General features: G+C 70.0%; 9 protein-coding genes. 8 read left to right on the top strand and 1 reads right to left on the bottom strand.

What is annotated here, in order from left to right:
• Positions 1-121: 121 nt before the first annotated feature.
• The 7 genes from ACWIHT_RS19145 (at position 122) to ACWIHT_RS19115 (ending at position 8,847) form a co-directional block, all read left to right on the top strand.
• Complete coding sequence (locus ACWIHT_RS19145) at positions 122-1,300, top strand: S8 family serine peptidase (RefSeq protein ID WP_456169644.1); 1,179 nt, start codon at positions 122-124, stop codon at positions 1,298-1,300.
• Positions 1,301-1,389: 89 nt separating this feature from the next.
• On the top strand, positions 1,390-2,640 hold the full coding sequence (locus ACWIHT_RS19140) for a S8 family serine peptidase (protein WP_456169643.1): 1,251 nt from the start codon (positions 1,390-1,392) through the stop codon (positions 2,638-2,640).
• A 54-nt stretch (positions 2,641-2,694) separates the two neighbouring features.
• Entirely contained in the window at positions 2,695-3,042 is a 348-nt protein-coding gene (locus tag ACWIHT_RS19135; protein WP_200683897.1) for a WXG100 family type VII secretion target, read from the top strand.
• A 46-nt stretch (positions 3,043-3,088) separates the two neighbouring features.
• Positions 3,089-3,388 carry a WXG100 family type VII secretion target gene (locus tag ACWIHT_RS19130; protein ID WP_043683472.1) on the top strand — a complete coding sequence of 100 codons (300 nt, stop codon included), beginning with the start codon at positions 3,089-3,091 and terminating at the stop codon, positions 3,386-3,388.
• A 159-nt stretch (positions 3,389-3,547) separates the two neighbouring features.
• A complete protein-coding gene (locus ACWIHT_RS19125) occupies positions 3,548-4,426 on the top strand; it encodes a serine/threonine protein kinase (protein ID WP_456169292.1) in 879 nt (292 codons plus the stop codon).
• 80 nt (positions 4,427-4,506) lie between these two features.
• On the top strand, positions 4,507-6,684 hold the full coding sequence (locus tag ACWIHT_RS19120) for a protein kinase domain-containing protein (protein ID WP_456169291.1): 2,178 nt from the start codon (positions 4,507-4,509) through the stop codon (positions 6,682-6,684).
• A gap of 33 nt (positions 6,685-6,717) precedes the next feature.
• Complete coding sequence (locus ACWIHT_RS19115) at positions 6,718-8,847, top strand: protein kinase domain-containing protein (RefSeq protein ID WP_456169290.1); 2,130 nt, start codon at positions 6,718-6,720, stop codon at positions 8,845-8,847.
• A gap of 11 nt (positions 8,848-8,858) precedes the next feature.
• Here ACWIHT_RS19115 and eccCa read toward each other — a convergent pair whose 3' ends face one another.
• On the bottom strand, positions 8,859-12,833 hold the full coding sequence (eccCa, locus tag ACWIHT_RS19110) for a type VII secretion protein EccCa (RefSeq protein ID WP_456169289.1): 3,975 nt from the start codon (positions 12,831-12,833) through the stop codon (positions 8,859-8,861).
• A gap of 352 nt (positions 12,834-13,185) precedes the next feature.
• Between eccCa and eccD the strand changes: the two genes are divergently transcribed.
• On the top strand, positions 13,186-14,697 hold the full coding sequence (eccD, locus tag ACWIHT_RS19105) for a type VII secretion integral membrane protein EccD (RefSeq protein WP_456169288.1): 1,512 nt from the start codon (positions 13,186-13,188) through the stop codon (positions 14,695-14,697).
• Positions 14,698-14,837 lie beyond the last annotated feature (140 nt).

The raw sequence follows: 14,837 nt of genomic DNA, 5'->3' as shown, positions 1-14,837 counted from the left end.
AGACAACGCCATGAAGTCAGGGACCAGCCGACGAGCCGAGCAGGCTGTGCTCCTCAGGGAGCGCTACGGAAGGCGAGCGCGGGCTGTAGGCGCTGCCGTCGGCGCCCTGGCCGCCGTGAGCATGGGCTTCGCTCCAAGTGCTGCTGCGTACGATGCACAGTCGAAGCAGTGGTACTTGGGCCCGATGCAGGCTGAGCAGATGTGGAAGGTCAGTACGGGGAAGGGTGTGAAAGTCGCTGTCATCGACAGTGGAGTGAATGCTGACACCGCCTCCCTGAAGGGGCAGGTTCTGGTCGACGAGGTGCCCAAGTCGGTGTCGTATCACGCTACGGACGACTACACCGGTCACGGAACAACCATGGCGGAGTTGATCGCAGGCACCGGAGCGGGAGGCGGCCTTCAGGGGCTGGCGCCGGGGGCGAAGATCGTGCCCTTTCGTATTGATTTGGAAGGTCTGAAGGGTGCGGAAGAGAAGCGGAAGACGCCCGATGACACAGAGGCGATCAGGGCTGCCGCTGACACCGACGTAAAGATCATCAATATGTCGTTCGGTTCGGAGGGACCGAGTTCAAAGGAGGAGGCAGCTGTCGAGTACGCCGCGGCGAAGGGCAAACTGCTCATCGCCGCGGTGGGCAACAGTGGCCAAACCGCAGGCACGATCGGCTATCCGGCGGCCTTTCCCTATGTGGTGGGGGTGTCGTCGACCGATGAGTCCGGCACGGTGTCCAAGTTCTCCTCGTACGGCGGCTATGTGGACCTCACGGCACCCGGGCAGGACTTCCCGGGCTGGTGTGATGCGAACTTCCGCTCGTACTGCGACGATGTGAACGGAACGAGTTCGGCGGCGGCCATCGCCTCGGCGTCCGCTGCCCTGATCTGGTCCGCTCACCCAGACTGGACGGTCAACCAGGTCACTCGGGCTCTGATCGATACGGCTGGTCGTGACTGGCCGAAGAACGATCCGAGTAAGTATCTCGGCTACGGTGCCGTTCGCCCCCGAGTGGTTCTCGCGGACTCGGGCTATGACCCGGGCTCCGCGAATGTAGACCCGCTCGCCAAGGAAAACGGTGGGGATCTGCTGGCCAAGTCCAGTTCCAAGTCCTCTTCGTCGTCCCCGTCCACCCCAACCGCATCGCAACCCCAGCAAAAGACTTCAACCGGCGGCACCTCGGCCGCAGGATCAAGCGCACAGTCGTCCAGCGACAGCAACACGCTCTGGATCGCGCTCGGCGGTGCCGCCGCCGTGCTTGTCATCGGCGGCGCGGGCGTAGCCGTCATGCGTGCGCGACGGGCGAGGTGACCCGGGGAATGACAACGAAGCGCATCTGCCCACCACGTCGCGACGTGATGCGCCGTCCGTTGCCAACTGGGCGCGAGCGAGGGCGGTCAATGGCGTTGACGCGTCATGTCGGACGAGCGCGCGCCGTGGGTGCGGTTGTCGGCGCCTTGGCTGCGGTGAGTGTCGGCTTTGCCCCGAGCGCCGCAGCCTACGACGCTCAGTCGAAACAGTGGTATCTGGACCCGATGCAGGCCGATCAGATGTGGAAGGTCAGCACGGGCGAGGGAGTCAAGGTCGCGGTCATCGACAGCGGGGTGAACGCCAACACGCCCTCGTTGAAGGGGCAGGTCCTGACGGACGAGGTGCCCAAGTCCGTGGCCTATCGAGCCACGGACGATTACAACGGCCACGGCACGACCATGGCTGAGCTGATCGCGGGCACTGGAGCAGAGGACGGGTTGCAGGGCCTCGCGCCCGGCGCCAAGATCGTTCCTTACCGGGTCAAGTTCGACGATCTGACGGGCGGGACGGACGAGAAGAAGGAGACACCCGAGCCTGCGGAGGCGATCAGGGCCGCAGCTGACACCGATGCGAAGATCATCAACATGTCCTTCGGGTCGGAGGGGCCGAGTTCCACTGAAGAGGCAGCGATCAAATACGCCGCTTCGAAGGGGAAGTTGCTGGTCGCTGCGGTTGGCAACGAGGGCCAGACCGAGGGTCGCATTGGCTATCCCGCCGCGTTTCCGTACGTGCTCGGTGTGTCGGCGGCGAACAAGTCGTTGACGGTGGCGAAGTTTTCCTCAAGCGGGAACTACGTTGATCTTGCTGCGCCCGGTGATGGGTTCCCTGGTTGGTGTGATGCGAACTTCCGCTCGTACTGCGACGACAAGAACGGTACGAGTGCGGCGGCAGCTCTCACCTCGGCCGCAGCGGCCTTGATCTGGTCCGCACACCCCAATTGGACGGTGAACCAGGTCACCCGCTCCCTGATCGACACCGCGGGCCGTACTTGGGCGAAGGGCGACCCGAGCAAGTACGCGGGCTATGGATTCATCAGGCCTCGGATAGTCCTTGAGAACGCCAACTACGATGCCGGCCCGGCGAACGTCGATCCCCTTGCGAAAGACAACGGCGGGGACCTGCTGGCAAAGTCGGCAACGACGTCGTCACCCTCCCCGTCCGCATCTGCCACCTCCCAACCCCAGCAAAAAACCTCAACCGGCGGCACCTCAGCCGCAGGGTCAAGCGCACAGTCGTCCAGCGACAGCAACACGCTCTGGATCGCGCTCGGCGGTGCCGCCGCCGTGCTCGTCATCGGCGGCGTGGGCGTGGCCGTAGCGCGTGCGCGGCGGGCCAGGTGACCGGGATTTCCAGCCAGACCGCGAATCAGTCAACACAAGAAGGGTGAGCTGACCATGTCCAACAAGCAGAAGCTCGAAGATGCCGCAGTAGTCGATATTCAGAAGCAGATGCTCGACAAGTACGACGGCATCGCCAAGCGTGTACACGGGCTTCAGGGTGTGATCGACGGGCTTGAGGGCCAGTGGCACGGTATCGGGCGTGCCGCGTTCGACAAGAAGCAGTACGAGATCAACGAGTCGTTGCAGAAGATCGGCACCATCCTCGGTGACGTCATCGAAGCGATGACCGCGACGCGCAACATCAAGGACAGCAAGGAAGACGAGGTCCGCGCGGCGGTCAACAAGATCGACCTCCAGGACGGCGCACCGACCGTGCCCACGTCCTCGCTGAGCTCCTACTGAGCCACGCCGCCCACAGCCCCATACGAACGAGACGAGGTACACACGCATGAGCCGTAACTCCGACGGCCTTTCCGTCACTTATGACGGGCTGGACTTCGCGGCCACCAAGATCGGCAACGAGGCGAAGCAGCTGGAGCAGGACCTTCAGGAGCTTCGCGCGCTGGTCGTGAAGAGCTTGCAGTACTGGGAAGGTGACGCGCAGAACACCTTCAACGAGAAGCTGCACCGGTGGGACAAGGAAGCCAACGACATCCACACCGCGCTGACCGGCATCGGCCACGTCGTGTACACGTCGGGCGGTACCTACATGGAGGGCGACAAGAAGGCCGCCAGCTACTTCCAGTAGGACGAGGCACGCAGCAACAGCAGTAACAACAACAGCAGCAAAAGCAACACAGGGTGGGTGCGCGCGGGAGGCGCCCACCCTGTTGCCGTACCGAGCCCCTGCACGAGAGGGTTGGGCACGCGCCCATGCCGGAGGGAGGGTAGCGAACTGTCCATGTCCATGGCTACGACGCGGCGGATCGGCCCCTACACGGTCGTCACCCGGTTCGACAGCAGCACCTCCACGCACGCCCCCGCCCAACCCCCCACCCCCGAACGCCGGTTCATCGCCCGCAGCCCGGACGGTGACCGCACCGTCCTCCTGAGTGCGCCCCTGCCGAAGGCCGACCCGGGGCGGTTCATGGCGGAGGCCGACATCTCGCGGTATCTGCTCGGGCCCTGGGTGCTGCCGGCCGTCGAACTCGCCGCCCCGGGTGGCGAGGCGTGGCACGCCCGGCCCTATGTGCCCGCGCTGCCCCTCCCCAGAGCCCTCGCGGTGAACGGCGGTCCGCTGCCCGAGCGGACCGTGCTCGCGCTCGCCGTAGCGCTGGCGGAGTCCCTCGCGGTGCTGCACGGGCAGGAGTTGACGCACGCGGGGGTGTGTCCTGCGGCCGTGCTGCTCGCCGCCGACGGGCCTCGGCTCGGTTGTTTCGGGGCGGTGCGGGCCGCCGGGCCGGACGGCGCGCCGCGGTGGGGAGCGCCGGGGCTGGACGCCGGGAGTCTTCCGCCCGAGCAGGCGGCCGGTGGGCAGCCGCGTCCGCTGGGTGACGTATATGCGCTGGGTGCGACGCTCGCGTACGCCGCCACGGGTCATACGGCGCCGGAGCGGGGGGAGTTGCCGGCCGTGCTGCGCTCGCTGGTGGCGCGGTGTTTGGCGCGTGATCCGGCCCATCGGCCTCAACTCTCTGACATTATCGGGGAGCTGGCGCCCGACTCCCGAACTGCCGTTCCCGCAGGGGGTGGTTGGCTCGGCGTCGGCTGGTTGCCCGCCCGGATCGTCGCGGCCGTCGCTCATCAGTCGGCCTCCGTGCTGGCTGCCGAGGTGCAGTTGTCCCCGTAGTCGCGGCCGGGAGTGAGCGTCGTATCGGCCGCGGTACGCAGTACCCACCACAGCCCCTGACGACAAGGGTCAGAAGCCCCATGCCGACCCCCCTCGCCCACGACGACCCCGTAACTCTCGGTCCGTACCGGCTCGTTGCCCGGCTCGGCAGCGGTGGCATGGGCACGGTGTACATGGCGCGGGGCATCGGCGGTCGTACGGTCGCGCTCAAGACCATGCACGCCCGGATCGCGACCGACCCGGGCATCCGTAGCCGGTTCCGGCTCGAAGTGGACGCGGCCCGGGTCATCGGTGACCGGTTCGGGGCCCGGGTCGTGGACGCCGATCCGTTCGCCGAAACCCCTTGGCTGGCAACGGAGTTCGTGCTCGGGCCCGCCCTCGACGAGGCCGTGCTGAGCGCGGGGCCGCTGCCGGAGAGGTCGGTGCGGGTGCTGGGCGCCGCACTCTGTGCCGCGCTGGACCAGCTCCACCGGTCCGACGTCGTGCACCGCGACCTGAAGCCGTCGAACATCCTCCTCACCGCCTACGGCCCGAAGATCATCGACTTCGGGATCGCGCGGGCCATCGGCGACGACCGGCTGACCCGTACCGGTGCCTCGGTCGGCACCCCCGCGTTCATGTCCCCGGAGCAGGCGGCCGGGCAGGAGCACGACGCGGCCGGTGACGTCTTCGCGCTGGCCGGTGTGCTCGTGTTCGCGGCCACCGGGCGGGCCCCGTTCGGCGGCGGGCAGCCCGCGGATCTGATGTACCGGGTGCGGTACGCGGAGGCGGACCTTCGTGGCGTACCGGCGCCGCTCGTACCGTTGTTGGACCGGTGTCTGGCCAAGGAGCCGGAGAAACGCCCCTACTTGGCCTACCTCGCGGCCCAACTGCATGACGGCAGCGGCGAGTTCGCCGAGCAGCTGCCCGATGCCGTGCTCGCGGAGATCGGGCGGCGGGCCGCCGACGTATGGCAGACCGTGCCGCCGCGGCTGCCCGCACCGGTGGCCGACGAGGTGGCCGTCGACGGGGCCGTCGAGGTCACATCCGTCTCCGGTCCCTCGCGCCGCGGGCTCCTCGCCGTGAGCGGGGCGCTCGCCGCGACCGCCGCCGCGGGTGGCGTCTGGTGGTACCGGGGACGTGGACATACCGCCACCCCCGCCACGAAGGCGCCGCCGCAGACGCGCAACCTCGACCCGCTGTGGCAGTACGGCGGCAAGGACCTCGATGTGCTGGGCTGGGGCCTGGTCGTGCCGTATCAGGCCGACGGGTCGATCTGGCTGCCGCTGAACGCGACCGCCGAACGCCTCGCACCGACCACCGGGCGGTCGCGGGGCGAGGCGCGCGTCACCGCCAACTGGTGGCAAACGGCCGTACAGGAAGGGCAGTTGTACCTGCTCGGCCACGACCCCGCCAAGGTGGCGGAGTCGGTGTACGTCGATATCTGGAACGGCAACGAGGACGCCACGCGACCGACCCCGGTCGCCCTCACGGACGCCACACCCACCCTCGTACCGAACCAACTCCTGTGCGTCGTGGGCGACATCGCCTATGTGGCGGTGGGTCAGGGGCAGGTCCCGGCGGACAAGGGCTTCCTGCCCGCGCAGAGTTGGACGCTGCGCGCCGCCGACCTCGGGACCGGCCGGACGCGCTGGACGCAGCCCCTGCCGCGGCGGTCGAGCGGGAGTCGGCGGCTGCACTTCGTCGCGGCGAAGGTCGTCGGGGAGCGCCTGGTGACCCTTCAGGCGACGGCGGAGACACAGACACACGTCGTCGTACGGGATGTCAACAGCGGTGCGGTGCTGTGGGACTTGCCGTACAACGTCAGCGAACCCGACGCGATCCGCGGCGAGTTGGCCGTGGACGAGACGTATCTCTACCTCGGTGGCACCCAGTTGCGGGCGCTGCGGCTCAGCGACGGCGCGCTGGGGTGGGCCACCGCGGCCGGGCAGATCTACGGCCCGCCGACGCTCGCGAACGGGGTGGTGTACACCGTCGGTTCAGGCATCGGGCTCACGGCGATCGACGCCGCGACCGGCAAGGTCCTGTGGACCGAGGCGACTTCGGAGGCGGCGGAGGCCTACACCCTCTGGCAGCCCGTCGTCGGCACCCGCTACGCGTACTACCGCAACGGGCTGCAACTGAGGGCGGTGAACCTCACGGGGCACAGAACCGTACTTACGTATCGGACGGCGGGAAAACACTTCCACGCGTTCCCGGAGGCCCGGTTGGTCCTCGCCGTGGACGACGACCGGCTGTCCGCCTACCCGCTCAGGTGACCGCCGCGCCCCACCCGCAGAAGGACACCCACGATGAACCCTCTCGGCACCGGTGACCCGATCCGCCTCGGTCCCTACCGTCTGCTCGGCGTCATCGGCGAAGGCGGCATGGGCAAGGTCTACCTCGGCCAGGACGGCCCCGGCACCCTCGCCGCCGTGAAGGTGCTGCGCCCCGAACTCGCCCACGACACCGAGCTCGCCCGGCGCTTCGTGCGCGAGGCGCAGGCCGCACAGGCCGTACGGGGCAAGGGAGTTGCCGCCGTACTGGAGGCCCGGACCGAGGGGGCGCGGCCGTGGATCGCCAGCGAGTTCCTCGCCGGACTCACCCTGGCCGAGGCGGTCGAGGCGCACGGCCCGCTCGCCGAGCCCGCGTTGCGCGCCCTGGGCGCCTCCCTCGCGGACACCCTCGCCGACATCCACGCGGCGGGCTTCATCCACCGCGATCTCAAGCCGCCGAACATCGTGCTCACCTCGGACGGGCCACGCGTCATCGACTTCGGCATCGCCCGCCCCGAACACGGACTGACCCTCACCACCACCGGCCAGGCCCCCGTCACCCCGGGCTACGGCGCCCCCGAGCAGGTCCTCGGCCAGCGCGTGACCCCCGCCGCGGACGTGTTCTCGCTCGGCGCGGTGCTCGCCTACGCGCTCACCGGACAGCGTGCCTTCGAGGGCTCCCATGTGGCCGTCGTGCAGTACGCGGTCGTCCACGGGGAGCCCCGACTCGACGGCGTGGAGCCGCAGTTGAGGGCGCTCGTCGGACCCTGCCTTGCCAAGGACCCGGCGGCGCGTCCCCAACCCGCCGAGATCGTACGGGCGATGGACGTCCCCAAGCGCGCCGGCCGGGCCTGGAAGCGGGGACGGCTCGCCGACTCCATCAAGGAGCGGGAGACCGGCGCCCGGCGCATGACCACCGACACGACCGCCCAACTCCCGCGCGAGAGACGATTGTTGACGCGGCGGCGGCTGGTCACCGGACTGTCCACCACGGGGGTCGTGCTCGCCGCCGGGGGCGGTACGACGGCCTGGCTGCTCGGTTCGTCGGACGGGGGTACAAGCGTCCGCCTGGCGAACAGCCCCTTCACCGTTCCGCCGGCGGTGCCCACCCCCACGGCGAGGATGGCCGTCATCGCCGACCGCGCCTCCGGCTCCCTGGGTCGGCCCACCGGCCTCTGGACACTGGAGAACGCCGCCGACGTCTACTCGCCGTATCTGCTGCCGGTGCGGGACGTCCTCGTCTTCGGTGCCGCGAGCGGTGGGATCGTGGCCTACGGCGTCAAGGACGGCAGGCGCCGCTGGAGCGCGCCCCGCGTCGTGACGAAGAGCGGCTATCTGTCGCTCTCCGACCGGCTTGTCGTGGGCACGGACAGCCAGGGCGCGCTGCGTACGTACGTCCCCTCCACCGGTGAGGCCAAGTGGACCTGCCCGGCGGCCGAGGCGGCCCAACTCCTCGGCGCCGACGCGGAGTCGGTGTACGTCATCACGAAGGACGACCGGCTGCGCAGCGTGCGCCGCGCGGACGCGAAGGTCGGATGGACGGCGACGGTCCCGGCCGACTTCCGCAAGAAGGTGTTCGCCCCGGCCGCCGTCGGCCCGGGCCGACTGGTCATGGGGACGACCGACGGCAACTTCCTGGCGGTCGACACGAGCAACGGCCGTATGGCGTGGAATCGCCTCGACCATGTCCCCATCGGGCTCCGGCCGGCCGTCCGGGGCACCACCGCCTACCTCGGCGGCTTCACCCTGGAGGCGGTACGGATCGCCGACGGGGAGCGGATCTGGAGCGTCAAGCCCCACGGGGACCCCTACCGGGAGCGATGGGGCCCCGTGACGGTCTCCGGGAACAGGCTCTACGCCACGGAGGGCATCTATCCCAGACGCCTGGACCCGCGTGACGGCGGCCAGTTGTGGTCCGGCTACTCCGAATCCGCGGGCACCGCTCTCTACGCGGGCCGTGTGCTGCCGCAGGGGCACGCGGTCTGGTCGATCGACAAGAGCGTGGTGCAGACCGAACCCATGGAACTCGACGCCGCGAAGGCGGTCGACGGGGGGAGGCTGTGGCGGTACGAGTTCCCCCGTACCGACTACACCCGCCTCGCCGCCGACGGAAACCGCGTCTTCCTCATGCACGACAGCAAAGTCGTCGCCCTCACCACGTTCTGAGGAACCGGGCCCTACTCGTCGCTGTCCGCCACCCGGCCGATCTGGACCAGCGGCTTGCCCCGCTTCCGGGACACGAACACACCCCGCCCGGCGGGCATCGGCCGCGGCCTGACCCCGCCCAGCAGGTCGCCCTCGGCCGGGTCGCCCGCCAACACGACGCCCTGGGCGCCGAGTTCCTTCATGCGCTGCATGAACGACTCGTAACCGGCGCGCCCCGCACCCGCCGTGGAGCGGGCGATGATGAAGCGCACGCCCACGTCCCGTGCGAACGGCAGGAGTTCGGTCAGGCCCGACAGCGGGTTGCCGCTGGACGTGGCCACCAGGTCGTAGTCGTCGATGATCACGAAGACCTGCGGCCCCCGCCACCAACTCCGGTCCCGGAGCTGCTGCGGAGTGACGTCCGACGTCGGCGTCCGGCGCTGCATCAGGTCGGCCAGCGCGTCCATGTGGTGCTGCATCTGGTTCGACATCGGGATGTACTCGGCCAGGTGCGAGGGCGGGGTAACGCCCAGCAGGGAACGCCGGTTGTCGACCACGAACAGCTTGCACGCGTTGCCGTCGTAGCGCTCGCCGAGGCGCTTGATCAGCAGCTTGAGCAGGTTCGACTTGCCGGACTCGCTCTCGCCGAAGACCAGGAAGAACGGGTCCTGGTCGAAGTCGACGAACACCGGCTCCAGGTTGTCCTCGTCGAGGGCGAAGGAGACGCCCCGGTTCGGGAACCGGTCGCCGGACGGCAGCCGGACCGCCGCGAACTCCCGTGGCAGCAGGCGGACTTCGGGCGCGCCGGGCTCCTGCCAGTGCCGGGCGACCTCGGCCGTGAGGGCCGTCGTCGCCTCCGCGAGGTCCGTGTCCGAGGAGAGGCCGTCGATCCGCGGGACCGCCGCCATGAAGTGCTGCTTCTGCGGGGTCTGGCCCCGACCGGGCACGCCCGTGGGCACGTTGGCGGCGACCTTGCGGTCGAACTCCGAGTCCATCGGGTCGCCGAGCCGCAGCTCCAGCCGGTTCATCAGGTGGTCCTTCATGTTCGCGCGGACCTCCATGGAGCGCGAAGCGGTGAGGATCACATGGATGCCGTATCCGAGGCCGCGGGCCGCGATGTCCAGCACGACCGGTTCCAACGCCTCATAGTCCGTACGGAAGTTGCCCCAGCCGTCGATGATGAGGAAGACGTCGCCCCAGGGCTGATCCGTCACGGAGATGTCGCCCCGCGCGCGGCGGGCGCGGAACTCGGCGATCGAGGAGATCCCAGCCGTACGGAAGTACTCCTCGCGGCGGGTCATCACGCCGTACACCTCGGCCGCCGTACGCCGGACCTTCTCGGGGTCGAGGCGGGAGGCGACCCCGCCCACATGCGGCAGACCGGCCACCGCCGACAGGCCGCCACCGCCGAAGTCCAGTGCGTAGAACTGAACTTCGCGCGGGGTGTGGGTGAGCGCGAACGACGCGATGAGCGAGCGCAGCAGCGTCGACTTGCCGGACTGCGGACCGCCGAGGATCTGCATATGACCGGCGGCGCCGCCGAAGTCGGTCCACAGCGGGTCGCGCCGCTGCTCGTACGGCTTGTCGACCAGGCCGACCGGGACGACGAGCCGGCCCGCGCCCTCGTAGCCGGGCTGTGTCATGCCCCGGCCGGGTACGGCCGCGAGTCCGGGCAGCAGGGAGTCGAGCGACGGCGGGCTGTCCAGCGGGGGCAGCCACACCTGGTGGGCGGCCGGACCCTGCGCCTCAAGCCGCCGCACGATCACGTCGAGCACGGTGTCGGCGAGCGCGTCGTCCTTCTCGTCCGGCGTCTCCGCCTGGCGTTGACGCGGCACGGGCGCGTACTGCACGGGCACCCGCGCCGCCGTGAACAGCACCGGCCTGCGGTCCACCGGGAGCGGCCCGCCGAGCGCGGCGGCCTGCTGCGAACCGGTGCGGTACACCCCGGAGACGTACGCCGCCTTGAAGCGGACCATCTCGTCGGTGCCGTACTTCAGGAAGCCGGAACCCGGCACGTTCGGCAGCTCGTACGCGTCCGGCACCCCGAGCGCGGCCCGCGACTCGGCCGCCGAGAACGTGCGCAGACCGATCCGGTACGAGAGGTAGGTCTCCAGGCCGCGCAGTCGGCCCTCCTCCAGGCGCTGCGAGGCCAGCAGCAGATGCACGCCCAGCGAACGGCCGATGCGGCCGATCTGCACGAACATCTCGATGAAGTCCGGCTTGGCGGTGAGGAGTTCGCTGAACTCGTCGATCACCAGGACGAGCGACGGCACGGGCTGCAAGGGGGCACCCGCGGCGCGCGCCTTCTCGTAGTCGTGGATGTTCGCATAGTTGCCCGCGTCGCGCAGCATCTCCTGGCGGCGGTTCAGCTCACCGCGGATCGAGTCACCCATGCGGTCGACAAGCGTCAGGTCGTCGGCCAGGTTGGTGATCACGGCCGCCACGTGCGGCATCTGCGCCATACCGGCGAAGGTCGCACCGCCCTTGAAGTCCGCGAGGACGAAGTTCAGCGTCTCCGAGGAGTGCGTCACCGCGAGGCCGAGGACCAGGGTGCGCAGCAGCTCCGACTTGCCGGAACCGGTCGCGCCGACACACAGGCCGTGCGGGCCCATACCCTCCTGGGCCGCCTCCTTGAGGTCGAGCATCACGGGCCGGCCGTCCTCACCGAGCCCGATCGGCACCCGCAGCCGCTCCGCCGTGGAGCGCGGGCGCCAGGTCCGCTTCGGGTCGACGGAGGCCGCGTCGCCCAGGTTCAGCAGATCCGTGAACTCCAGGTTGGCGAGCAGCGGTTCGTCGTCGTCACCGCCCGACACCATGCGCAGCGGCGCCAGTTGACGCGCCAGCGCCTCGGCGGCCTCGTACGACAGGACGTCCGGCGTGCCCTCGTAGACCATGCCGTGGCCCGACTCCAGGCGGAGTTCCTTCGGGTGCACGACCACCGAGAGGTCACCGCGCCCGCTGTTCAGGTCGCCGGGCACGACCTCGACGATCGTCACGCCCTGGAGGCCCTCGGGGCTGGCCAGGAAGGAGGTGGGCGGCAGGGAGACGCCGTCCAACACGACCACCAGGTGCGGCTGTTCGGGCACCGGCGCTCCGGCCGGGTGGAAACGCGGCCGGCCCTGGAGCCGCTCCGTGAGCATCTCCTCCAGCACCATCGGGTCGGTGGCGATCAGGCGCATGCTGCCCGCGCCGTCCGCGAGACCCGGCGCCTGCGCGTGGGGGAGCCACTTGGCCCACTCCCACTCGGGCACCGACTCGCGCCCGGTGGCGACGGCGATGACGAGGTCCTCGGGGGAGTGCAGCGAGGCGAGGGAGGCGGCGAGGGCGCGCGCGGTGCCGCGCACGGTGGCCGGTTCGCCGCTGACCGTCACGTGGTAGAAGGCGCGCAGCGAGACCGCCATCGGCAGGTCCTCAAGGGTGCCGTGCGTGGCCAGGAAACGCTGCATCGCGCCCGCGGTCAGGGGCTCCAGCTCGTCGACCGGGGCGGTCTCCGGCGGCACCAGGGGAGTGGCGAGACCCTGCGGGCCGAGGCCGACCCGCACCTGCCCGAAGTCCTCGTCACTGGTGCGGCGTTCCCACACGCGGCTGCCCTCGGCGACCAGCGCCCACAGTTGCTCCGGCGAAGGGTGCAGGTAGTACTGGGCGTCGCGCTGGGCCCGCGCGGTCTCCAGGGCCGTACGCCGGGTCTGGGACAGATAGCGCAGATAGTCACGGCGCATGTCGGCCATCTGCCCCTGGTTGCCCCGGCGGTAGCGGACCAGCATCGAGATGCCCATCGCTACCGTGGACGCGATCATCACCATGCCCATGATCTTCATGAAGGGCTGGGCGCTGGGGTTGAAGAAGAACACCACGGACCCGCCCATGCCGAGCATGGGCAGGAGCTGCATCAGGGCGCCCTCCTGCTGGCCGCGCGGCAGCTCCGGCGGAGCCTGAAGCATGACCTCGTCCGTGGGCACTTCCTTCGGCAGCGACCTCGGCGGGCGCTTGACGACGATCTGGCTCACTAAGCACCAATTCCCTTGCCGGACCGAGTTGTTTACGTCCGCCGCCCCGTGTCGGGCGGACGCCGATCCGCACTGCGCGATCCTACTGACAACCACTGACAACGACGGGCGGTAGGGTGCCCGTGAGACGTGTGAGCAGTTGCGAATCGTTCCGGGAAAACCGGGCAAAACCGCAGTGTTCGCGGCGGGCGAATCCCGCCGGATCCCGTTGAGCGCGGGGCGCTACGGCGCGGCCGACCGGCGGGACGGACGGTACGGCGCGACCTGCACAGGATCTTTACGGCGGAACTTCACGACGGACGCGCGCGGCACCTTTCGCGGACCGTCCGTCACTGACAAGGGGGAACAGCAGGTGAGCATCACGGCCTCCGCGCCGGCGGGCGCGACCGGCGGAACGGGCAGCGGAGCCCCATCCGGGGCGGGCACGGGCCTCGGCTTCTGCCGGGTCACCATCGTGGCGCCCGACAGCCGGATCGACGTGGCCCTGCCCGACGACGTACCCGTCGCCGACCTCTACCCCGAGATCCTGAGGCTCTCCCAGCAGAGCCTCACCGAGGGCGCCCCCGTCGGCTACCACCTCGTCCGCCGCGACGGCGCCGTCCTCGACGGCGCCCGCTCCTTCGCCGCCCAGCGCATCCTCGACGGCGAACTCCTCACCCTGCGCCCCTTCGCCGACTCGCTGCCGCCCGCCGTCTACGACGACGTCTCCGAGGCGGTCGCCGCCGCCGTCACCCGTGACCGCGCCCTGTGGAACGGCGAGTTGACGCGCGCCGCCGGTCTCGTCGCGGGCGGCGTCCTGCCCGCACTGCTCGCGTTCGTGGCCTGGAGCTCCCAGATCCACCACGACATGAACGGCCTCCAGGGCATCGTCGCCGGCCTCGCCGGCATCCTCCTGGTCACCATCGCCTGCGTACGCGCACGCGTGTACGACGACCGGGGCTCGGCGGTCGCCCTGGGCCTTGGCGCGCTCCCGAACATCGCCGTGGCGGGCTCCGGACTGCTCCCCTTCTCCGAAGGAGAAGGCATCGGGCGGCTCCAGTTCCTGCTGGCCTGCGCCGCCGTCCTCGTCGCGGCCGTCGTCCTCACCCTGGTGTCACCCGGCGGCGACGGCCCCTTCGTGGCCTTCGTCTTCGCCTCCGCCATCGGCCTGTTGACGACGTTCACCGCGATGCTCGCCCACCTGAAGCCCATCGAGACGGCCGCGATCTGCGCCCCGCTCTCCGTGTGCGCGCTCGCCTTCCTGCCGGGCCTGTCCATGCGCTTCGCCCGCCTCCCCATCGGCTTCGAACCGCCCAACCCCAACCGCGGCTACGGCGACGGCGAACCCGTCGCCCAGGAGCCCGTCGACGCCGAACGCATCGCCGCCCGCGCCCGCCGCGGCCACGAACTCCTCGTCGGCCTGGTCGGCGGCTGCGCCCTCGTCTCCGTGGGTGCCTCGATCGTCCTCGGCTTCTCCAGCGACGTATGGGCCCAGCTCCTCGCCCTCGCCACCGGCATCGCGATGCTGATGCGCGCCCACCTGTTCCGCTACACCGCCCAGGTCGGCGCCACCCTCGCCGCGGGCCTGGCCGCCCTCGTCTTTCTGGGCCTCGGCCTCGCGCTGAACCCGCCGCACGCGTACGTGCGGGACGCGTTCCTCGGCGACCCGAACTCCCTCGACATCCGCAGCGTCTGGCTCGCCGCGGCCGTAGCCGCATCGACCGCCCTGGTCACCGCCGTCGGCCTGATCACCCCGAAGCGTGGAGTCACCCCCTTCTGGGGCCGTTTCCTGGAGATCGCCGAGAGCTTCGTCCTGCTCACCCTGATCCCGCTGTCCCTGGCCGTCTTCGACGTGTACGCGCAGGCACGGGCGATGACCAGCTAAGAGTCGTAGGCATGCGAAAGGGGGCGGCACACACGCGTGCCCGCACCGACTTCGCCAAGCGCGCCCAGTGGTGGCAGAACAACTTCAACATCGCCGCCGACCCCACGGGCGGTTACATCGCCAACCGCAAGGCGGACGGC

This window comes from Streptomyces sp. NPDC002276 (assembly GCF_053891435.1).
Note: the sequence above shows the minus strand (reverse complement) of the source record. Positions and strands in the feature narration are given on the sequence as shown.